The organism is Prevotella sp. AM42-24 (assembly GCF_003461825.1).
Lineage (GTDB): Bacteria > Bacteroidota > Bacteroidia > Bacteroidales > Bacteroidaceae > Prevotella > Prevotella hominis.
The window spans coordinates 1-23,105 of record NZ_QTXV01000010.1 but is presented as its reverse complement, the minus strand read 5'-3'; the positions used below and the strand labels follow the sequence as shown (position 1 = coordinate 23,105).

The following is a 23,105-nucleotide window of genomic DNA, read 5'->3' as shown; positions in this document are numbered from 1 at the left end:
CATTACATAAATATATTACGTTATGAGATTAAATCTTAGTTCACAAATCGTACTCAACAAGGTACCTGTGGAATTCTACAAGCCTAAGACGACCGTGGAATACTCCGAAATCTCCCGCATGGAGAAAATTCATACCGACATCTTCGCATCTGTAAGCGAAGGCTGTAGTCATATTGCCGACTGCATAGAGAAGGGCATTAAGGCTGCCCAGCACGAAGGCAAGTATTATGTGATGGCATTGGGCACAGGCCTCTCTGTCAATCCTGTATATGATGAATTGGTAAGCCGCTACGAGAAGAAGAAACTGAGTTTCCGCAATGTAGTAGTATTCAATGCCTATGAGTATTACCCACTCCGCAAGGACAGTTCTATCCGCAGCATCAACCAGCTCAAGGAGCATTTCCTCGACCACGTGGATATTGCAGAACAGAATATCTTCACCCTCGATGGCAGCATCGCACAGGAGGCTGTACAAGACACCTGCCGCCTCTATGAGCAGCGCATCAAGACCTTCGGCGGTCTCGACGTTACTATCCTCGGCATCGGCCGCATGGGTAATATCGCAGCCAACGAACCGGGTTCAAGCATCCAGTCGCTCACCCGTATCATCCTCATCGGCAACATGTCACGCGAGGAGATGGAAAACAGCTTCAAGACCAAGGAGCAGGTTCCTCCATGTTCACTCACTATGGGTGTTGGTACTCTCCTGACAGCCAAAACCGTATTCCTGACAGCATGGGGCGACGAAAAGTCTGAGATTATGCAGAAGGTGATAGAGGGCAACATCACAGATACCCTGCCTGCTACTTTCCTGCAGACTCACCCAAACGCACAGGTGGTATTGGATTTGAGTGCAGCTGCCCATCTTACCCGCATTGAGCACCCTTGGTTGGTTTCATCATGCGAATGGACAGACAAGTTGGTACGTTCTGCACTGGTTTGGCTCTGCCAGAAGATTAACAAGCCAATCCTGAAGTTGACCAACAAGGACTACAATGAGAATGGTCTGAGCGAACTGTTGGCTCTCTATGGTTCTGCATACAATGCTAATATCAAGATTTTCAACGACTTGCAGCATACCATCACCGGTTGGCCTGGTGGCAAACCTGACGCTGACGATACCTATCGTCCAGAGCGTGCCAAACCATATCCAAAGCGTGTCGTAGTGTTCTCTCCACACCCAGACGATGACGTTATCTCTATGGGCGGAACCATCCGCCGTCTGGTTCAGCAGCACCACGACGTGCATCTGGCTTACGAGACATCCGGCAACATCGCAGTAGGTGATGAGGAAGTAACACGTTTCATGCACTTCATCAATGGTTTCAACCAGCTCTTTGCAGAATCCAAGGACAGCATCATCGCCAACAAGTACAAGGAGATCAAGAAATTCTTTGCCAACAAGAAGGAGGGCGACTTCGATACAAGAGACATTCTTACTATCAAGGGTCTTATCCGTCGTGGCGAGGCACGTATTGCTTGTACCTATAATGAGATCCCGCTGGATCATGTCCACTTCCTCGACCTTCCATTCTATGAAAGCGGTAAGATAGAAAAACTCCCTATGACCGAGAAGGACGTAGCAGTAGTAAGACAGTTGCTGCAGGAGGTGAAGCCTCATCAAATCTATGTAGCTGGCGACTTGGCAGACCCTCACGGCACACACCGCAAGTGTACTGACGCCGTATTGGCTGCCATCGACCTCGAGAAGGAGGCAGGCGCAGAGTGGCTGAAAGATTGCCGCATCTGGATGTATCGTGGAGCATGGGCAGAATGGGAGATTGAGAACATCGAGATGTGTGTTCCATTGAGTCCAGAGGAATTGCGCGCTAAGCGTAATTCTATCCTGAAGCACCAGTCTCAGATGGAAAGTGCTCCTTTCCTCGGCAATGACGACCGTCTCTTCTGGCAGCGTGCGGAAGACAGAAACCGTGCTACAGCCCAGTTGTATGATAACTTGGGTCTTGCTTGCTATGAGGCGATGGAAGCATTCGTAGAATATAAACCTTTATAATCTGATTCAGATTCCATAACTGAATATATCTTAAGAGCCCCCAGCTGAATTTCAGCTGGGGGCTCTATTTTTAGGCACTGATTACGCGGTTTTTGGGGATTGGCGAAGAGTATTTGGGAGACGAAAATTCATTTGGATAGGAGATTCTAAGACTCATCCGGTTATTTTGCCAAGGTCATCTCCGGTCATTTCTTCTCCTCTTTTCCTACGGCAGTTTTCAGAATTTCCCGTAGTTCTTTCGTTCTAACAGATAAAAAAATAGGTTCGCTGATTCTCTCTCAAGAAGGCGAACCTAAACTAATTAAATGAAACCTAAACTATTTTTTCTCTTACTAAACATTTTTTACCAATATATATATGCTTGATTTACTTATGCATGTTTTTGTACTTCAAGAGAGCCTCAAGGAAATAGTAATCAGCATAGTTGAGAGGAGTATCAATCTCTGAACCATGAGGTAAAGAACCTGTAGAATGTTTCAGGATGAAACCGCAATTCTCACCTGGCTTAGCTAAATACTCATCGCTTGCCAATGAGCGGAGAATTTTCTCTGCATAGTCGCTGTACTTCTTTCCGTCTGGCACAATCTCGCAAAGTTCGAAAAGACCGGCTGCTGTTACTGCTGCTGCAGACGCATCTCTTGGAGTTTCCTTGGCAACAGGAGCATCGTAATCCCAGTAAGGAATACAATCCTCTGTCTTCACTCTGCTCATGATCATGTCGGCTACGTGAACTGCTTGATCGAGGAAGCGCTTGTCCTTGGTCTCCTTGTAGCAACGGGTGTAACCATATACTGCCCAAGCCTGACCTCTTGCCCATCCAGACTCATCCGCCTTACCCTGGAAAGTGCACTGCTTCTCTACTGTACCATCGTTATTGTAGCTTACTACATGATAGCAGGTATAGTCTTTTCTGAAATGATGCTTCATGGTGGTCAATGCATGAGTTTCAGCAACATCATAATACTTCTTGTCGCCAGTAAGATGATAAGCATTGAACAGCAGATCGAGATTCATCATGTTGTCAATAATCACAGGGAAGTTCCAAGTACCGAAGTCCCATGAACGGATGCAGCCGATGCGCTTGTCGAAACGCTTGCAGAGCATATCCGCAGAACTTGTCAACACGGCAGGAATACTGTCGTTTGGAGAAAGGCGCAACGCATTACCATAGCTGCAGTTCATCATGAAACCGATATCGTGGGTTTTATCGTAAAGACGGATAGGATAAAGCAGGTTGGTGTATTGGATAGCCTGCTTCTTCATCTCCTCATTACCTGTCAGCTCGTAAGCATACCACAAAGAACCTGGGAAGAATCCGCTGGTCCAGTCATAGATGTCGCAGGTGCGCAATGAACCCATCAGCGAATCTACCGGTACACGGAGAGAATCCTGGAAAGTCTTGCGATCTCTACCCAACTGGCTCTCGAGGAACTCCAGCTTGTAAGGTACCCAGATGGAACGTGGGAACACGCCCTGACCATCCAACTTCTTAGCTGTGCTTTCCAACTGCTGGCAAGCTACTTCTTCAGAATAAGCGACCCAGTCTTCGTCCTGGGTTTTCGTGGTGCAACTCATGCAGGCTAAGCCCACGAGAGCTGAGAGGATTAATTTGTTTCTCATCATATAATATAATAAAGTATTTCGTAAACTGGATATAATAAAGTATTTCGTTATTGGATATTCCAAGAGAGCTGCTGCTTCTTGCCGTTCACCTTCACACTTACCTTCAGGCTCTTGTCGGTAGAACTGATCACCTTACCTGCTGCAGAAACTGACTTCACGTCCTTACCAGGATAGATGATGGTAACGAAGCGTACTGGCTTGGCATCTTTCTTATCTACATTGAATGAGAATGATGGGCGGGCTGTCTTCTTGCGATAAGCAGTAGAATACCAACCTTCTTCCTGCTTCAGTTCCATAGGAGAAGCACTATTGCAAGCTATCATCACATTGCTCTCACCCTTATAGTCTGTACGGATAGTGTTCTTCTCTGTAGAAGTCTTGCCGTCGGTCAAAAGGTAATGGAGATTGAGATTACCTGTAGCGCTGCCGAGAGCCTCATCCACAATAACATAGTAAGTCTGATCAACGAAGAATACAGTACGACGGTGGTCGAGATCCTTGTAGCTTGGGTTCTGAGTTACCAATACCTGCTGGTTGCCGTCTGGCAGCCAAAGGAGGGTCTTAGACTCTGTAGTCTCGAGATTCTTGTTGTCGAGCGTCAATGTATTGTGTACACAGGTTTGGCGGAACCAGTCGCGCATCTTCTGTACCTCACCTGGTCCGGCATAGATATAGGAACCACTGTCTGGGAAGAGGTTCTTGCCATTGAACCAGAGATCGAAAGTACCGTTGTCTGGCTGGCAATGCCATTCGCCCTTAGGTCCTGCCTTTACCACCATCACGGTAGAATTCATATCCCAACCGTTGCGGAAAGTGAAGAAACCTGATGTAAGGAAACCCTTGGAGAGGTTGGCTGGTGCCTTACCCTTCTTGCCCTGAGTAGCAAACCACTTGATGGCCTCATTGTTAGGGAAGAGTTTCATCCACTTCTTGTAGTTGCTCAGTTCTTCCTTCATATCGCCCTTCTTCGCATCGCTGAAACATGGATTACTGTAATCAGGGAAACAGATATTGAAATAGAAGGTAATCATATTCTCCACTGTATCTACATAAGACTGTGGAATGGTGCTGATGCAATTGTTTGCCTCTGCCACTACGAGAGCTCTGATAAAGATTCCGATACAAGCCAGGTGGTAGTGAGGGTCAAGCTCAAACTGACCGCCATCATCGAATACCTGCTTCTTGATTTCACGGTTCAGAATACCGATACCGCTCTGCTGCCAAGTCTTGGCATCCTTGAATTCTGGGAAGAAAGTACCAGCGAAGAACATACGCTGCGCCTCGAAGAGCAAGTGATTGCCCATCTTGGAATAGTGACCCAGGATGTACTCTGCATGACGGTTATAGTTGACCAGAAATTCGGTGAGGAACTCTGGAGTGAAGTTTGGAGAATTGACAAACAGGGTAAACTGGCTGATCTGGTCCTGCAAACGATGAGAGATTTCGAGAGGTCTCCATGCAAAACGTGCATTCTCTACGTCGTCAGAAAACTTCTTATTGTCTTTCATCTCATACTGATTGGAAGTAACCTCTACCAATGGATTCTTCTTAATCCAGTCGAGATATTCAGCCTTCCACTCGATGGCATATTTCTCGTCCTTGGTAATCTGGTAAACCTTGCCCATCGGAGTGAACCATTTATGACGGTGCAACTGCCAGCGCAACTCATTATCTTTTACTGGCCAGTACTTCCAGTTGATGTCCTTACCATAATTATAGGAAGGCTGGTAACCATCGTGAACATAGAAAGTATGCTCCAATGCATCGTCAGCCCATTTTCTCTGACGGGCAGAAACAGAGATTTTCTTCAGATCTACATCAGGATTATGGATACCCGTGCGTGTTCTATAATAATGAAGGAGCAGTTCAGCTGCCTTCTTTTCATTACCCTTCTGGTACTCAGCCTTGACAGACTCCAGACCAGGGTAGTCGAGATTGATGATAGAGAAAACGTCAGAGTTGACCTTTTCTCCTTCCTCTTTGGCTGCCATCACCTGTGTTGACATCAAAAAAAGGAAAATAAGATTGAATAAATTGATAACCTTTTTCATTTTGATCGGTTTAGTTTAACGATTGTTGTTCATAATTTGGTTGCAAAATTAGCACTTATTTTCATACCCACCTATCGAATTCGTAAAAATGACCTTTAAAAACGTACAACTATCGCATTTGTACAGAAAAGACATTCGAATGTACGCTTTTATCAGATACATATCGGACAAAAGACGTATCTTTGCAGCGGATTTAAAAACCAAACTAAACTTTAAACATATAACATTATTATATATGAAGAATCGTCTGACAGTGTTTCTGGGATGTTACTCCCTGATTCCAATGACAGCTTTTGCCCAGCAGCGGATGAACATCATCTACATCATGACTGACCAACAAGCTGCTACGGCCATGAGTTGTGCTGGCAACAATGACCTGAAAACTCCAGCAATGGACGCCCTCGCTAAAAGAGGAGTGAGATTCACCAATGCCTATTGTGCACTTCCTCTGAGCGGTCCGTCACGTTCTGCCATGTTTACAGGCTATATGCCTTCAGACATAGGAATGCAGGAAAACGAAACGCCTCTGCCTGACTCTGTAAGAGCCCGCACATTAGGCAACATGATGGAAGAAGCCGGTTATGAGTGCGCTTACGCCGGAAAATGGCACGTAAATACCAATTCCCTGCCAGGCGAACATGCTTTCGGATTCAAAAACCTGCATGGACATAATGATAAAGGACTTGCTGAGGATGCAGTCAACTTTCTGCGCCAGCGCGATAAGAAAAAGCCTTTCTTTCTGGTAGCTTCCTTCAATATGCCACACGGCATCTGCGAGGCTGCACGCCATCAGAACCTTCCATTCGGAGAAATCGAGGAGCCTGATCTGAAAGACTGTCCTCAGTTACCTGCGAACTATGCCGTAAACCCTTATGACGCTACGGCATTAGCATTCGAAAAGACAAGGAATCACCGTCTCTACCCATCGCTCGACTATACAGCTGATGACTGGCGCAAATATCTGTATTCCTATTATCGACAAACCGAGTTGGGCGACCATGAAATCGGAAAGATTCTGGACGAAATCGACAAGGAGAATCTATGGAAGAATACTATAGTCATCTTTACCAGCGATCATGGCGACGGAGCTGCACAGCACCAGTGGAATCAGAAGACCGTGCTCTACGAGAGCGTAGCCAACATTCCGTTCATCGTCTGTCTGCCGAAAGGCAAGAATGCAGGCAAGGTGCTCCCACAGTTAGTGAACAACGGCATAGACCTGATGCCTACCATCTGCGACTTTGCGGGAATACCGGTACCAGCCCACTGCCAGGGAAAAAGCCTCAGAAATGTGGTGGAAGCAGGCGACCCGGACATGAAACATCAGGAATACGTAGTGACGGAAACCGTTTTCGCACAGACTGCCGGAACCATCGGATGGATGGTGCGTACGAAAGATTACAAATACGTACTCTACGACACCGGACGATATCGTGAGCAACTCTACGACATGAACACCGACAGAGGTGAAATGAGAAATCTTGCCATGGAGCGCAAATACAGCGACATCGTAAAGCTGCATCGCCAACTGTTGGGTGAATGGATGGACAAGCACCCGTCTAAACTGACAAGATTTAAAAATAAATATATACCAAAAGACTAACCATCAACTAACATCGATTCAAAAATGATGATGAACAGAAAACTTAACAATCTTCTCTCTCGTACGGCATTCGCGGTATTTTTCATCACCGCTTTGGGCACTCAAGCAAGTGCCCAAAGCCGTATTTTTCTCAAGGAAACGACCTTGATGCACGAGATGAGAGCCACTCCTTCACCACTCGATGGTGAAACCGTAGATGACCGGAAGGTCTCATTCCAATGGCCCCTTCCTGATGCATTCAACAATTCCATCGTTCCCTTCGACGGCTTTGAAGAAACATCCAAGCTCGACAAAGCCAGTTTATTATATAAGGTAAGATATTCGCAGGATCCAAACTTCCACAACGGAACTGTTACCAGGGAAACCCGATGGCCTATGTTCAATCCGGACAACGATCTGGCTGCAGGCAAATGGTACTGGCAATACGGATATGTTATAGGTGGACAGGTAAAATGGTCGGAAAGACTGCAGTTTACCGTAGGCGACAATGGCAGCAAGTTCTGCCCTCCTTCCTTCGACAAGGTAGTAGCAGGATTACCAACTGACCATCCACGCATCTGGATGACCCAGAAAGACTGGGAACAGTTCATGCAGCGCAGCTCTACCAAGAAAGAATACAAATGGTATATTGACAAGGCTGAAAAGGTGTTGAAAACCAAGATGAAAGGACTTGACGATATCAACACCAGCAAACTGAGCGAACTGAAGAACGCCGTACAGCGCAAGGCTTACCTCACCCGTGAAAGCCGCCGCATCATCGATGTGGAAGAAGCTAACTGCTACGCATTGGTCTATGCCTATCTGCTGACCAAGGACGAGCGTTACGCCAAGGAAGCCTTGAAGCGAGTGCTCACCATGGTTGACTGGAACAAGAGCGAAAAAGTGAAGGGAGACTTCAATGATACAGCCCTGCTCTCCACCTGTACGATGGCTTACGACTCCTTCTTCAATATTCTCACTGCAGAAGAACGAGCTTCCCTATTGGGAGCTATCCGTGAAAAAGCAGGAAGTCTCTACAGACAGTACAACAACCATCTGGAGAACCACATCGCCGACAACCACGTATGGCAGATGACTCTCCGCATCCTCACCATGGCTTCCTTTGCCACCTACAATGAAATTCCTGAGGCTGCACTCTGGGCCAACTACTGCTACAATGTATGGGTTGCAAGAATGCCTGGACTCAACAAGGACGGTGCTTGGCACAACGGAGATTCTTACTTCACGGTAAATACCCGCACGCTGATAGAGGTGCCTTATTTCTACAGCCGCCTCTCAGGTTTCGATTTCTTCCAGGATCCATGGTACAAGAACAATATCCAGTATGCCATCTTCCAGCAGCCTCCATTCTCCAAATCGGGCGGCAACGGAAGTTCACACCAGAAGGTATTACAGCCTAACGCCATCCGCGTAGGTTATCTGGATGCACTGGCAAGAATCACTGGCGACACATACGCAGCCGATTTCGTAAGAAGAACCCTGGCAGAACAACCGGGCTATCTGAAGAAAGCATTCCTGGCTAAGCCGGGCGACCTCTCCTGGTTCCGCCTGCAATACGCCAAACCGCTGCCTAAGGGCAAAGGCCTCGCAGACCTACCATTGGGGCGTGTCTTCCCAGAAAGCGGGTTGGCTTCGTTCATGACCGACTGGAACGACTATCATGATAATGCGATGTGGAGTTTCCGCTCCAGTCCATACGGTTCCACCTCTCATGCCATCGCCAACCAGAATGCATTCAACACCTTCTACGGCGGCAAGTCACTCTTCTACAGCAGCGGTCACCATACCTCGTTCGTAGATCGCCACGCCATCTACTGCCATCGTGCAACACGTGCCCACAATACCATCTTGGTAAACGGCATGGGCCAGCGCATCGGAACAGAAGGCTATGGTTGGATTCCACGCTACTATGTGGGAAAGAACATCAGCTATGTACTGGGAGATGCTTCCAATGCATACGGCGAGATTATCTCTCCACTCTGGAAGAAGCGATTCGAACAGGCAGACATAGAAGGCTCGCCTAAGACCGGCTGGGATAAGAATCATCTCAAAACCTATCGCCGACACATGATTGACCTCGGCAATTCCGGTCTGATGTTCATCTACGATGAATTGGAAGCAGACGAACCAGTCACATGGAACTACCTGCTCCACACCGTCATCCAGCCGATGACCACTCGACAAGAAGGCAAAGCTGTACACGTAGAAGCGACCAACGGCGTAGGAATCTCGGATGCCTACATTTTCTCTTCATCCAAACTGAAGACAGAGATGACCGACCAGTTCTTCTATCCAGCTACCAACTGGCTGAAATCTGACGACAAGGGTAATTTCACTCCAAACCCTAACCACTGGCATTTCACTGCCACATCAGAAAAGAGCCAGAACTACCATTTTGCAACCATTATCGACACACATGCCAAGGACGCAGCAGTGCGCAAACCTGTGATGAAGAATGGCAAGATTAAAGTGGGAGACTGGACCATAGAAGTAGAACTGAAGGCAAACGGCAAGGGATTCTTCCATGCTGTGAACGGCAAAACAAAGGCTGAAATCATCTATAAGGGCGAGGGAACCATCATCAAGGATGGAGGTAAGGAACTCAACCTGACTGATAAGTTGCCAAAATTAGAAATTTAATCATTATAATAATTAAAAAACTAAACAATATGAACTACAGAAAAGTATTAACGTGTTTGGCGGTCTCGTTGGCAGCAATGGACATGTCTGCCCAAAGCACAACGATTCACGGAAAGGTAGTCGATAATGAAGGACTCGAAGTCATCGGTGCTACCATTTCCCTCAAAGGTGAAAAAGGTGTGGGTACTGTTACCGACCTCGATGGTAACTTTACCCTGAAGACGAAGGATGCTGCTAAGGACATCCTGGTAATATCATACATCGGCATGAAGACTCAGGAAGTACGCGTGAAGGGCAAGACCCAGATCGACGTGCGCATGGAAACTGATGCCATCAATATGGAAGACGTGGTTGTTATCGGTTATGCTACCGTACAGCGCAAGGATCTCACCGGTTCTGTTTCTTCTATCAAGAGTGATGAACTGCTCAAGGTGCCTGCTGGCGATATTTCACAGGCCTTGACCGGACGTATTGCCGGTTTGCAGGTAACATCTGCCGATGGTGCTCCTGGTGCAGGTATCAGCATCCGTGTACGTGGCGGAATTTCTATCTCTCAGAGCAATGAACCTCTCTACGTTATCGACGGATTCCCAACAGAAGACGGTCTTTCTAACCTCGACCCAGCCAGCATCGAGAGCATCGACGTGCTCAAGGATGCTTCTGCTACAGCTATCTATGGTGCCCGCGGTGCCAATGGTGTTGTGGTGGTCACTACCAAGCAAGGAACAACTAACAGCAAGGCTACCATCAACTTCGATACCTATATCGGATGGCGCAAGATGATGAACAAGCTCGACGTGATGAGCGTGAAGGAGTTCGTACTCGCTGACTATGAACGCACACTCGGTACGCTGACAGCAGACAAGACCATGGACCAGTGGAACAGCCGATATGGTACATTCGAGGACATCGATGCCAACTATGCTAACCGTGCAGGTATCGACTGGCAGAAAGAGACTTTGGGACGTACAACTTTCGTTCAGAACTATCGCGTAAGCGTACAGGGTGGCAACAAGGATAATCAGTATTCTGCTGCCTACAACTTCTTCCGTGATGAGGGGGCTATGGTTTTCAGTGGCGACAAGAAGCACAACATCACGCTCAACTTCAAGAGCAAGATCAACAAGCGCCTTACCTTCTCTGCACGCGCCAACATCGACATACGCAAGATCTGGGGTTTAGGAACAGCTCAGAATGGTGACGCAAGATTCGGTAAGATGAGTGCCATCCTGCAGTATCGCCCTACAGCCGGTATCAAGGGAGAAGACTCTTCACTCCTCGAAGGCGAAGACCCAATCCTGGCTGACGATAGCGGTAACACCATGCAGAGTCCGCTGATTACAGCACGCGAGGAGACCAACGAACGCGAGTTCCGCACCTTCTCTACCAATGGCGACCTCACTTACAACATCATGAAGGGTCTTAACTGGCGTACCACTGTAGGCTATCGCTACCAGACACGCCGCAATGCCCTCTTCTACGGAGACGAGAGTGTACTCGCCAAGCGTACCAGCATCAACGGCTCTATCGATACATACGAATATGAGACATTCCAGATATCTAACACCTTATCATATAATAAGAAGTTCAAGAAGGCTCATAACTTTACAGCCCTGTTGGGTCAGGAGTATGTAAGCCGTGGAACCCGTAGCTTCGGTGCTGCTGCCGACCACTTTCCTAACGACCGCTTCGGACTGGCAGACATGGGCCTCGGTACTCCTACCGTGGTAAAATCCAGCCAGAATTATGACGACAAGCTCGTTTCATTCTTCGGCCGTCTGAACTACAACTACAAGGACCTCTACCTCTTCACAGCTTCTCTGCGTGCCGATGGTTCTTCTAAGTTCGGTAAAGACAACAAGTGGGGTTATTTCCCAGCATTCTCTGCTGCATGGCGTGCTGCTGAGGAGAAATTCATCAAGGACTTGGACATCTTCTCTGACTTGAAGGTTCGCATGGGTTATGGTCTCGCAGGTAACAACCGTATCGGCAGCTACAACAGTTTGGCTACCTTAGGTCCAGTATTCACTGCAGTAGGCAATGGTCTGGGTACAGGATATGCTACCAATAGAATTCCTAACGAGAAACTGAAATGGGAGGCTAACAAGACCTTCAACTTCGGTTTGGACTTCGGTTTCTTCAACCAGCGTCTGACCATCTCTCCAGAGTTCTACATCAACAAGAGTAGCAACCTTTTGCTCAATACAACCCTGCCTTACTCATCTGGTTACAGAACCATGATTATCAACGCAGGTAAGACCAAGAATCAGGGTATCGACCTGACCATCAACTCTGTGAACATCGACAAGCCATCGTTCACCTGGCGTTCTGCCATCACGCTCTCTCACAACAAGAACACCGTAGAGGCGCTGACTGGTGAAGAGGTTCAGTATTTCCAGGCAAACTTCGGTTTTGCACAGAATACACACCGCGTGGCAATAGGCGAGCCTTTAGGACAATTCTACGGATTCAAGACTATAGGTCTCTATACAGCTGACGATTTCGAGAGCTACGATGAGGCAACCGGCACTTACAAGTTGAAGGACGGAATTCCTTATCACGGCGACAAGAATAAGGTGAAGCCAGGAATGTGGAAGTTCGAGGACAAGGACAGAAACGGAACTATCGGCGAGGAGGACAAAATGATTATCGGTCATGCAACCCCTAAGGTTTATGGAGGTATCAACAACACCTTCAATGTAGGTAATTTCGATTTGAGTATTTACTTCACTTACAGCATCGGTGCAGACCTGCTGAACGCAACCAAGCTGACCAACAGTAAGGTGGGTACAACAAACCGCAACGCGCTCGACGTAATGAACAGTTCAAACCGCTGGATGACAATCGACAGCGAGGGTAAGGTCGTAACAGACCTGGCTAAGTTGGCAGAAATCAACCAGGGCAAAACAGTAGCAGCTTACTACGACTGCTTCGAGGGTAACAACTATGTTCACTCATGGGCAGTAGAGGACGCTTCTTACTTGAAACTGAGCAACATGACTATCGGTTACACCTTCCCATCCCGCACCTTGCGCAAGGTAGGTATCCGCAAGTTGAGATTCTACGCAACAGCCAACAATCTCTTCACCATCACAAGCTATTCAGGCTACGATCCTGAGGTCTCTAACTTCGGTCAGGCAACAATAGCAGGTGTTGACTACGGAGCTTATCCACGAAGCCGCTCATTTATCTTCGGTATGAACCTATCATTCTAATTAATTCGACAGTTATGAAAAAATATATATTCATTGCAGCAGCAATATTGGGTGCGTCGGGCATGATTTCCTGTACCGACACACTCACCGAGAAACCAGACTCATTCTATGAGAAGGATTCTTACTTTACAGATGCCCAGAATGCAGACATGGCAGTAATGGGAATCTACAGTTCCATCTCCGACCAGAACCACTATGGTTCTGCAGAAATGGCAACTCCTTCTTCCGACGACATGTACATGATCAATGGAACTAACAAGGACAATACCCGCCGCGATATCAGTCATTATAATGTAGATGCAAGCAACCAATGGTTGCAGAACATCTGGATTCTGAACTATCAGGGTATCGACCGTGCCAACATGTGCATCGACGGCATCAGGGGCATGGCAGGCTACGAAGGTAGCGAAAAATTACAGAAGTTGGATGCAGAGGCACACTTCCTCCGTGCTTTCCAGGCTTTCGACCTGGTGAAATACTGGGGTGACGTACCTTTCAAGACCACCTATTCAAAGGATTACAGTTCTGCATACACTGCACGTGTAGATCGTGATCAGATTTTCGACCAGATGGTAGAGGACCTCAACTTCGCGAAAGAACACTTGCCATGGGCTACCGCAACTTCCAGCCCAGAGCGTGCTACCCAAGGAGCAGCCCGCGCCATGCTGATGCGCGTATTACTGCAGCGTGCAGGCCATACCTGGGGTATGGATGGCGACAGAATTCCAAGTGCAGAGAAACGCAAGGAATATTTTGAGCAGGTAGTCAAGGAATGGGAAGCTTTCACAGGCAGCAACCACGACTTCTTCACAGGAGGTTACGAGGAGCTGTTCAAGAGTTTCAACCAATCGATACTCAACAGTCAGGAAAGCCTCTTCGAAATTGCCTTCACACACGAGCAAGGCAAAAGAAATGGTGGCTGGTGGGGTTCTTACAATGGTCCTGAAGTAGGAAATCCTAACGTGGCTCCAACAGAGACCGGAAAGGTTATGGGACGTGCCAATGCTTTCTTCCGTGTGATTCCTGAGTGGTTCGACTTCTATGATGAAAACGACCAGCGCCGCGATGTTACGATTTGCCGCTATGGTTTCAAGTGGGACAATGCGAAGAAGCAGCATGTAAAGAACAACTACGCTACCGAAAAGGGTAAGAATAAATGGTTCCCTGGCAAGTGGCGCAGAGAATGGATGCCTATCGGATTCAAGGATCCTAACTGTACGGACGTTAACTACTGCGTGCTCCGCTATGCTGACGTAGTGCTCATGGCAGCCGAGGCTTACAACGAGTTGGGTAATACTGAAATGGCTTGGACTCTGATTAATAAGGTACGTAACCGTGCCGGTGCTACAGAAGTCAACGCTGCCAACTACAATGCAATCTACCACAAGGCTGGCATGTATAATCTTGTGAAACTGGATGAAGCTGGTAATGAGACTGGTCAGGCTTTCATCGCCGATAACGACGAGCAGGGTAAGGTTCGCACCGCTCTCTACTGGGAACGTGGCTTTGAGTTGGCTTTCGAGGGTCAGCGTAAGTACGATCTCATCCGCTGGGGTGTATTGCAAGACGCACTCATCCGTTTCGGAACCAAGTGCTTCTTCAATAAGGGTGCAAAGGGTTATCCTGCTTACATCAACTTCGTTGAAGGCAAGCACCAGTTGTTCCCAATTCCATTAATTGAAATTCAGTCTAATGGGCTCTTGGAAGGCAAGAACAACCCTGGTTATAATTAATCAATACAAAGGAACCGGTTCGGAATAAAAGAACCGGTTTACAAAAACTAACCATCAAACAAAAGGAACGATGAACAAGATAAGAATGTTTCTCATTGCGCTCGTAGCAATGGTTTGCTGCTCTGTCAATGCACAGACAGCTACAGAGACTTTCAATTTTCCAAAGATGACCGACATTCCTACTGGTGCATGGACTATCAACCAGAAACTGGATGGCGTATCTATCGTAAGAAAGAAGTCAAACCTCACTATGACCTTTGCAACTGCAGACGGCAAGAAGGCTCCAGAGTATGCAATCGATGCCAACAACAAGGGTGTAGATGTTCAGGCTGCTTGTCTGTTGCCTGGCAATACGCTGACTATCTCTACAGAGAAGAAGAATATCGTGAGCGTACAGTTCTACTATCTTTCCAAGAGCAAGGCTGCCATCGGCAAGAATTACCAGATTACTCCAGAAGGAACTTATCCTGGCGAGAAGGCTTACACCTATATCTGGACTGGTAAAACCCAGAAATTCGAACTGAAGAACCTGACAAACAAGGCAGGTATCGAAATCCATAAAATCGTAGTAACTTACGAGGATGCCGAATAAGCATCCTCTCTCCTACGAGAAGCATAAACTAAACTATCAATTTTTAAAACAGAACGATTATGAAGAATTTTTTAAAGTTGGCTCTTATAGCCATTATCGCATTAGTAAATAACAATGTTTTCGCACAGGAAACTGCATCAACTGAAATGAACTTGTATGGTCTGAAAGACAAAGTTTGGCAAGTTGGTCAGAGTTTGGATGGTGTATCATATACAGACGAGGCTTCAGAAATCGAAATCAGCTTCAGCAAAGGTGATGGTAATGAAGACCCTACCTTTATCGAATATGACACCAAGAAAAACGGTGTAATATCATGGGCAACAAACTTGACAAAGGGCAATAGCCTCACTCTGAAGACGACCAAGCATACAATTACAGAAATTACATTTGACTTTACTTTTGGAAGCAACTCTGCACAAATCAAGAATGATAAGCCTAACTACGAATTTACAGCTACAGGTGATTTTACCTACGAAAAACCTACTTGGAAAGGTTATAGCGGCAGTGTAACCTTGAAGAATATCAAGAAGGGGGCAATTCAGGTAAGAAAGCTTACTATTACTTATCTTGATGGCGTTTCAGGCATTGAGAAAGTAACTACTATCAATGTAAAGAAAGACAATAAAGTATATGACCTTTCTGGCAACTACATCAGCAATGACATCAATACTGTAAAGGCTGGCATTTACGTAGTTAATGGCAAGAAGGTCGTTAAAAAGTAATCATCAACCCACATGAAAATATTAACACCCCGTAAACTTAACTCTATGTTGGCACTGCTTTCGGCAGTGCTGATGTTGAGTTGTTCCAGCTCAGAGGAGTACATAGAACCTCCTACAGAACCGGAACCTCCTACAGAGATTGAAGGGGAGGAGAAAACCTATCCTGAGGCCTGGCACGACAAGATGCGTACCCGTCCTTATCCACAAATCGACAATGAGCTGATCATCAATCCGTCACCGCTGATTGTTCCTATGAATATGAAGATTTCAGACAGTCTGCAATTCGAACTTTCGCAAGATCCTGACTTTGAAACATCGGTTACCCAGTCAGCCATGCAGGCATGGTGTATGTACAATCCTCATCGCACGTTGGAAAACGGAACATGGTACTGGCGCTACCGCCAGAAGTCGAAGGAAGGAAAGGTTTCAGACTGGAGCAGAAGCTACAAATTCCAGGTGGAAGGAAATGCAGACAACTTCGTAACACCGGCATTTGCTGCCATCGAGAAGAATATTCCTACCACACATCCGAGACTCTACTGTTTCCTCAATGAAGTATTGCCAGAAGCACAGGACAAAGTGAAATCATTAGTAGATTACAAGGCGATGATCAACCTGGCGAATACGGAAGTAGATAGAGATGTAGATGGAATGGCAAACCCTTGGGCCAATGCAGGAAAGACCTTGAAATACACAACTCTCTACCTGCACACGGCATACGTGATGACCAAGAGCGAACGCGTGGCAAGCAAGGACAAGACATTTGCCAAGCAGCACGCTAACTACAAGGAAAAGATGCTCAGCGTGTTCCGCAAACTTCTTTCTACTCCATTGCCAGACAGCAGACTCTTCGCATCCAACTTTGAAAGCACAGACATAGCCCTCTGCCTGATACCTATTTATGACGAATTCTATGAAGAGTTGACAACGACAGAGCGAGAGCAAGTAGAGAAGATTCTGATGCGCCTGTTGAGATATTACTATCCTCGCCAATGTACATACGAGGAAAACCATATCTTCGACAACCACTTCTGGCAACAGAACATGAGAGTGCTGATGCAATGCGCATTCCTGCTTTGCGACAAACCTGCCTACCGCGATGAGGTGCTCCCTATCATGGAATACTACTATGAACTCTGGACTGCTCGCGCACCATCAATGGGTTACAACCGTGATGGAGGATGGCAGAACGGAACCAAGTATTTTGCCAACAATGTAGAGACACTCTACTATGTTCCGAAACTGTTCAGCCACATCGCACAGAGCAACTTCCTCCTGCATCCATGGTTCAAGAAGGCTGGAGAAACCATCGTCTATACATGGCCTCCATCATCCAAGAGCCTCGGTTTCGGAGATGGATGGGAATGGTACGATACGCCACAGAGACAGCGAGTAGCCTATGCAGACTTCCTGGCAAGAGAACTGGGAGATGCTTACGCAGGATGGTACGCAGCCCAGCAGCCGAAGTCTTTAAGAAACGACCCGGAATTGCGCCTCTACCGCATGGCAAACTGCCAGAAGAATGACTATGTATCCGACTTCCCTGACAGTCATCCTAAGATGATGTGGCTGGAAGACTTGGGCGAGGTAATCGCTCACTCTGATGTGAAAAACGTCGATAACGATTTTGCCATGTCTTTCCGTTCAAGCACCTTCGGATCAGGAAGCCATACGTTGGCAGACCAGAATAGTTTCAATGTGCTCTATCGCGGTGACTACGTCTATAACAGTACTGGTTACTACCAGAACTTCAGCGACAAGCACAACATCCTGTCCTACCGTCACAGTCGTGCACACAACACGATCTTAGTAGATGGCATCGGCCAGCCATTCTCTACCACAGGTTATGGCGACATTACGAGAGCCATGGGCGGCGATCATATCGCCTACTGCCTGGGAGATGCTTCTCATGCCTACAGCGGAATATCCAACGACGACATGTGGATAGACGCTTTCAAGGCTGCAGGTATTTCACAAACTCCAGAGTTCGGCTTCGGCGCCACACCACTCAAGAAATACAGAAGACATATATTGATGCTCTATCCAGACAATATCATGCTGATGTACGATGAGTTGGAGGCAACAAGTCCTGTAAGATGGGATTGGCTCCTGCACAGTCAGGTGGCTTTTGACATCGACAACGACCTGAAGACACTCACTACGGAGAATGCAACCAAGGGATTCGTAACACAGACCCGTCTTTTCTGCAACGACGCTATGACGATGAGCCAGACAGATGAGTTCTTTGTCAATCCGAAATCGGGTATTACAGCGAAATACCCTAAACAATGGCATTTCACAGCCAATATCGCCAACCAAGCTGCAACAAGAGTGCTTGCCATCATGCAAGTGGCTGACTCCAAGACCGCTCTGAAACAGATTTCCAGCCATGGAGACACGTTCCGTATCGGCAACTGGATCATCGAAGCAAAAATGGCTGCCTCAGGTAAGGCTTATCTGAAAGTAACAAACACGACTTTAGAAAATGTAAGTTTTGAATATTCGGAATTGGGAAATTCCACATTAAATGATACCGTCAACGGGACGGTTCGTAAACAAACACAAACTGATCACGTCAATATAAAGACCAGGGCCATCAAATAAAGTTAGTGATAACTGAGGCCCGCCCAACCAAAACGGGATGGTTCGATTGGAACCATCCCGTTTTCATTGTCTATATGAATGCTTCAACTGCTTGGATTGTCATAGACTAAAATATCGCCTTTTGGTTGGAAACTTTTTATAGTATAAGTCAATATGCATATTTTTCGCGTTCTACTGCAAAAACAGTCGCAATTGCGACAAAAGTTGCAGTAAGATTTGGGAATTTCAATATAAATGTCTATCTTTGCAGTGCAAAAACAGTCGCAATTGCGACAAAAGTTGCAGTAAGAATCGTCTAAAGTTAAAAATATGGTAATAGAGCGAAAGGAATACATATCTCTGCTTATGCAGAAAAGATGGAATGGAAAGGTAAAGATTATCACCGGCATCAGACGCTGCGGAAAATCATACCTACTAAACACCCTTTTTAAGCAAAAGCTTATAGAGGGTGGCGTCAGTGCTGATAGCTTTATAGAACTTGCATTAGACAGAAAATCCAACATCCAGTTCAGAAATCCCAACAAACTGTATGACTATATAATAGAGCAAACAGGAGTTGAAGATAAGAAATATTACGTGATGATAGATGAAATTCAATTATCATATAAAGTAAAGAATACGGATATAGATGAATCTTTAGTACCAGAGGAAGACAAAGATATGCTATATGTTACTTTCTATGATGTACTGAATGACCTGATGTCTCGCCCAAATCTTGACATCTATGTTACAGGTTCTAATTCAAAAATGCTATCAAAAGACATAGTGACCAACTTTCGAGATCGTGGTACAGAGATTCGGATTTTTCCTTTAACCTTTAAAGAATTCTTTGAATATTCCAAATTAGAAAAAGCAGATGCTCTCGAACAATATATGATGTATGGCGGCATGCCTTTAGCTGTTTTAGAGCAAGATGAGAAAGAAAAAGCCAAGTATCTACAAGGACTTTTTACAAATGTATATATGAAGGATATTGTGGAAAGATACAAGCTAAAAGACGATGTTGTTCTAAGTGCTTTAGTAGATGCACTATCCTCATCTATAGGATCACTGACCAACCCTCATAAACTGGCATGTACAGCTGCTTCACTATTAGATAAGTCAACATCAGATCACACAATAAAAAACTATCTCGACTATCTGGAAGATGCCTTTCTTTTTAACAGTGCAAAAAGATATAACGTCAAAGGAAGGAAGTATTTCAATACCATCCAGAAGTACTATGCAGTTGATCTTGGATTAAGAAATGCCAAGCTAAACTTTAGGCAGCAAGAACGCTCACATTTAATGGAGAATATGTTGTATAACGAACTTTTGCATAGAGGGTACAATGTTGATGTTGGAGTTGTAGAGGTTGACCAAATGCTTGACGGCAAACGCAAACGATGTCAATATGAAATTGATTTTGTAGTCAACATTGGCAGCGAAAAGGTATATATTCAATCTGCCTTAAATGTCAACACTCCCGAAAAGAAAAAACAAGAAACATTCTCTCTGCATAACACAGACGACTTCTTCCGTAAAATTGTAGTACTCGATGGTAGCCAAAAGATGTGGGTAGATGATGATGGAGTAATATATGTCGGAGTCATCCCATTCTTACTTGAAGACTATTTGACTACTTAACTTAACGGCACAACTATAGATATGATAGGAAAATAGAAGAGGGTGTGTCATAAGTCTGTGACGCACCCCTTTTTATTTTTTGCCTTTTCACAGATACGAAATCTTTAAAAAACATTTTTATTTACAACAAAGCCCAAACTTTCACAAGCTCGGGCTTTGCCTTTCCGCAAAAGATTTGTATTTTTGCAGAAAACTTCTTTAAGTATGGCAAAGATACGAAAAACACTCCAGATAACGGCATAAATCAGAGATTATTTTCGTGAAATATAAACATTTTAAACAGCCTTACTTTTTAAAATGGGCTCAGTTTATTATCAGTTCTAAGGGATAGTTGAAAGGATGAAATAGAAAGGTAACTACAAGGCGTTCTATAGCCAAATCGAAGGAAAATTGCTCGATTTGGCTATAGTATAACCTATTCTTTAGCCAAATCGAGTTAAAATTCATCGATTTGGCTAAAGAATCCTTGCTTTTCTCGGATAATTATCTTATATTTGCACCATCATTAAAGTTAGATTAAAAAGATATGGAGCAAATTATCGGACGAAAGAAAGAAATCGAGCTGTTGACAGAATATTATCATTCTGGCAAAGCTGAGTTTGTGGCTGTATATGGCAGGCGTCGTATCGGCAAGACTTATCTTGTGAGAAATCTCTTCCGTGATAAGTTTGCCTTTGATATGTCTGGGTCTATAGAGGCACCAGCTGAGGCGCAACTCTCTAATTTCGGGTTTGCGCTGAGGGAATATGGAGATTCCAAACAGCCTATTCCTACGAATTGGACAGAGGCTTTTGAGGCATTAAAACAGTTGTTAAAGGCAAAAATGAAAGGAGAACGACTCGTTGTTTTTATCGATGAACTACCATGCTTGGATACGCCGAAATCTGGTTTCCAACAGGCTTTTGAGCACTTTTGGAACGGATGGGCAGCTTACCAAAGTGAAATCATGCTTATCGTTTGTGGCAGTGCCACGTCGTGGATGATAGCTAATCTGATAGATAGTCATGGTGGGCTTCATAATAGGATAACGCACGAGATGTATCTTGCTCCTTTTACTCTTCGTGAGACGGAACTGCTGCTGCAAGCTTATGGATTCTCATGGACTCGCATTTCTATCCTTCAGATATATAGCATCCTTGGTGGGGTACCTTATTATCTCAGTTTGTTGGATAAAAAGCAAGGTGTGGAAGGGAATGTCGACAGATTGTTTTTCTCATCCCACGCTGAACTGAAGCGAGAATATGGAAGACTATATTCGTCCTTGTTTAGAAATTCTGAGGCCTATATGCGTGTCATAGAGGTACTTGCCTCATGCAGACAAGGTATGACCCGAAAGGAAATCATGGAGAAATTGAAGCTGAAATCGGGTGGAACTTTGACAAAGGTTCTTAGTGAATTGATCAATTGCGATTTCGTAAGAGGGTATAATACCAGGGATAAGAAGATAAAGCAGAAAGATCAAATCTTTCAGCTCACCGACCTCTATACATTATTTTATATGACGTTTTGCCATCCTGGTACGACGGACACGGGATATTGGACTCACTTGATGGGAAAACCTCGTCAAAATACTTGGTATGGCTTGGCTTTTGAGCGAGTTTGTATGTTGCATATTCCTCAAATCAAGCATTTCTTGGGGATAGACCAAATCCATACCGAGTATTATTCTTGGCGAAGTAAGGTTTCAAAGCCAGCTGCGCAAATCGACTTACTGATAGAACGTGCCGATAATCTCGTGAATCTATGCGAAATCAAGTATTCGCAGATGCCTTACACGATCACTAAGGAGGAGGATATGCGCATTCGTAATCGTATGGCTGATTTCGTGGCAGAAACAGGGATAAAAAGTGGTATTATCACAACGATGATTACTACTTTTGGCGTGCGCCTTACACAGTATGCAGCCTTGGCTCAAGTACAAATTACAATGGACGACCTGTTCGGATAAAGTCGTATAAACAAATGAGGGTGCGTCACAGACTTATGACACACCCTCTCGATAGACAACCCTTGTATCTGCACAAGATACAAGAATAATACATGAAAAACATAAAAGATGTATTCAAGAACTGATAATAATCCCATCCCCAGGCAATAAATAGACTATCTTTGCGTTTAATAAAACAAAAAAGTTTTATTCTTAATACTTAAAGAAACATGGATGAAAAGGAACTGTTGAAACAAGCTTTTGAGTATGGAAACGTACCTAGTATCATCACCTATTGCTTCACCGAACCATGTCCGATGAAAGACAAATGCATACACTATCTATCTGCACTCTACGATAAAGACAAGAAGGATAGAGGAGAAGCCATTTTCCCAAATGCTCTGAAAGACGGAAAATGCAAGTACTTCGCACCGCTGCGTGTCGTGAAAATGGCATGGGGATTCGACAAACTCTTTGCCGAAATAAAAGTGAAAGACGCTCCTGCACTGCGAGCCAAAATGAGAGAATATCTCGGAAGCAAAGGACAATACTACCGATACAAATTGGGAAAACTCAAACTCCTGCCAGAACAACAGGAATACATCAAACAACTATTCGATAGTTACGGATATCATGATGCTGAATTCGAGCACTTCTCTGATGAAATTGACTTCACCAAAAGCTAATGTAGTCAACTAAATACAGGAAACTACAAATACATCAAATTACTAAGAGAATACGGTATCATACCTAGC

Annotated in this window: 13 protein-coding genes; 11 read left to right on the top strand and 2 right to left on the bottom strand. The window is 45.3% G+C overall.

Annotation, left to right across the window (positions count from 1 at the left end):
* Positions 1–22 precede the first annotated feature (22 nt).
* Complete coding sequence (locus DW917_RS05260; protein WP_118117003.1) at positions 23–2,014, top strand: glucosamine-6-phosphate deaminase; 1,992 nt, start codon at positions 23–25, stop codon at positions 2,012–2,014.
* A 366-nt stretch (positions 2,015–2,380) separates the two neighbouring features.
* Here the strand turns inward: DW917_RS05260 and DW917_RS05255 are convergent, their stop codons facing one another.
* Both DW917_RS05255 and hepC read right to left on the bottom strand, forming a co-directional pair.
* Entirely contained in the window at positions 2,381–3,634 is a 1,254-nt protein-coding gene (locus tag DW917_RS05255) for a DUF4995 domain-containing protein (RefSeq protein ID WP_118117042.1), read from the bottom strand.
* Between the two features lie 50 nt (positions 3,635–3,684).
* Positions 3,685–5,688 carry a heparin-sulfate lyase HepC gene (gene hepC / locus DW917_RS05250; protein ID WP_118117002.1) on the bottom strand — a complete coding sequence of 668 codons (2,004 nt, stop codon included), beginning with the start codon at positions 5,686–5,688 and terminating at the stop codon, positions 3,685–3,687.
* A 235-nt stretch (positions 5,689–5,923) separates the two neighbouring features.
* Between hepC and DW917_RS05245 the strand changes: the two genes are divergently transcribed.
* From DW917_RS05245 to DW917_RS05200, 10 genes are all read left to right on the top strand, one after another.
* Complete coding sequence (locus DW917_RS05245; protein ID WP_118117001.1) at positions 5,924–7,291, top strand: sulfatase; 1,368 nt, start codon at positions 5,924–5,926, stop codon at positions 7,289–7,291.
* Positions 7,292–7,315: 24 nt separating this feature from the next.
* Entirely contained in the window at positions 7,316–9,931 is a 2,616-nt protein-coding gene (locus DW917_RS05240; RefSeq protein ID WP_233524640.1) for a DUF4962 domain-containing protein, read from the top strand.
* Between the two features lie 29 nt (positions 9,932–9,960).
* The gene (locus DW917_RS05235; RefSeq protein ID WP_233524639.1) at positions 9,961–13,146 is read left to right on the top strand and encodes a TonB-dependent receptor; all 3,186 of its coding nucleotides are present in this window, start codon (positions 9,961–9,963) and stop codon (positions 13,144–13,146) included.
* A 14-nt stretch (positions 13,147–13,160) separates the two neighbouring features.
* Positions 13,161–14,879 (top strand): RagB/SusD family nutrient uptake outer membrane protein, encoded by a 1,719-nt coding sequence (locus tag DW917_RS05230; protein WP_118116999.1) that lies wholly within the window; start codon positions 13,161–13,163, stop codon positions 14,877–14,879.
* A 70-nt stretch (positions 14,880–14,949) separates the two neighbouring features.
* Positions 14,950–15,471 carry a hypothetical protein gene (locus DW917_RS05225; RefSeq protein WP_118116998.1) on the top strand — a complete coding sequence of 174 codons (522 nt, stop codon included), beginning with the start codon at positions 14,950–14,952 and terminating at the stop codon, positions 15,469–15,471.
* 59 nt (positions 15,472–15,530) lie between these two features.
* Complete coding sequence (locus DW917_RS05220; protein ID WP_118116997.1) at positions 15,531–16,193, top strand: hypothetical protein; 663 nt, start codon at positions 15,531–15,533, stop codon at positions 16,191–16,193.
* A 12-nt stretch (positions 16,194–16,205) separates the two neighbouring features.
* A complete protein-coding gene (locus DW917_RS05215; RefSeq protein ID WP_118116996.1) occupies positions 16,206–18,797 on the top strand; it encodes a DUF4962 domain-containing protein in 2,592 nt (863 codons plus the stop codon).
* Positions 18,798–19,106: 309 nt separating this feature from the next.
* On the top strand, positions 19,107–20,423 hold the full coding sequence (locus DW917_RS05210; RefSeq protein WP_118116995.1) for an ATP-binding protein: 1,317 nt from the start codon (positions 19,107–19,109) through the stop codon (positions 20,421–20,423).
* A 526-nt stretch (positions 20,424–20,949) separates the two neighbouring features.
* Positions 20,950–22,371, top strand: a complete 1,422-nt coding sequence (locus DW917_RS05205; protein WP_118116994.1) for an ATP-binding protein — start codon at positions 20,950–20,952, stop codon at positions 22,369–22,371.
* A 209-nt stretch (positions 22,372–22,580) separates the two neighbouring features.
* Positions 22,581–23,036: a DUF6078 family protein gene (locus DW917_RS05200; protein WP_118116993.1), complete on the top strand. Its 456-nt coding sequence runs from the start codon at positions 22,581–22,583 to the stop codon at positions 23,034–23,036.
* The last annotated feature ends 69 nt before the right edge of the window (positions 23,037–23,105 follow it).

Coding starts and splice junctions, on each gene's coding strand:
- DW917_RS05240 (WP_233524640.1), top strand. CDS start 7,316: ATGATGATGAACAGAAAACTTAACAATCTTCTCTCTCGTACGGCATTC.
- DW917_RS05205 (WP_118116994.1), top strand. CDS start 20,950: ATGGAGCAAATTATCGGACGAAAGAAAGAAATCGAGCTGTTGACAGAA.
- DW917_RS05245 (WP_118117001.1), top strand. CDS start 5,924: ATGAAGAATCGTCTGACAGTGTTTCTGGGATGTTACTCCCTGATTCCA.
- DW917_RS05210 (WP_118116995.1), top strand. CDS start 19,107: ATGGTAATAGAGCGAAAGGAATACATATCTCTGCTTATGCAGAAAAGA.
- DW917_RS05220 (WP_118116997.1), top strand. CDS start 15,531: ATGAAGAATTTTTTAAAGTTGGCTCTTATAGCCATTATCGCATTAGTA.
- DW917_RS05235 (WP_233524639.1), top strand. CDS start 9,961: ATGAACTACAGAAAAGTATTAACGTGTTTGGCGGTCTCGTTGGCAGCA.
- DW917_RS05225 (WP_118116998.1), top strand. CDS start 14,950: ATGAACAAGATAAGAATGTTTCTCATTGCGCTCGTAGCAATGGTTTGC.
- DW917_RS05230 (WP_118116999.1), top strand. CDS start 13,161: ATGAAAAAATATATATTCATTGCAGCAGCAATATTGGGTGCGTCGGGC.
- DW917_RS05200 (WP_118116993.1), top strand. CDS start 22,581: ATGGATGAAAAGGAACTGTTGAAACAAGCTTTTGAGTATGGAAACGTA.
- hepC (WP_118117002.1), bottom strand. CDS start 5,688: ATGAAAAAGGTTATCAATTTATTCAATCTTATTTTCCTTTTTTTGATG.
- DW917_RS05215 (WP_118116996.1), top strand. CDS start 16,206: ATGAAAATATTAACACCCCGTAAACTTAACTCTATGTTGGCACTGCTT.
- DW917_RS05260 (WP_118117003.1), top strand. CDS start 23: ATGAGATTAAATCTTAGTTCACAAATCGTACTCAACAAGGTACCTGTG.
- DW917_RS05255 (WP_118117042.1), bottom strand. CDS start 3,634: ATGAGAAACAAATTAATCCTCTCAGCTCTCGTGGGCTTAGCCTGCATG.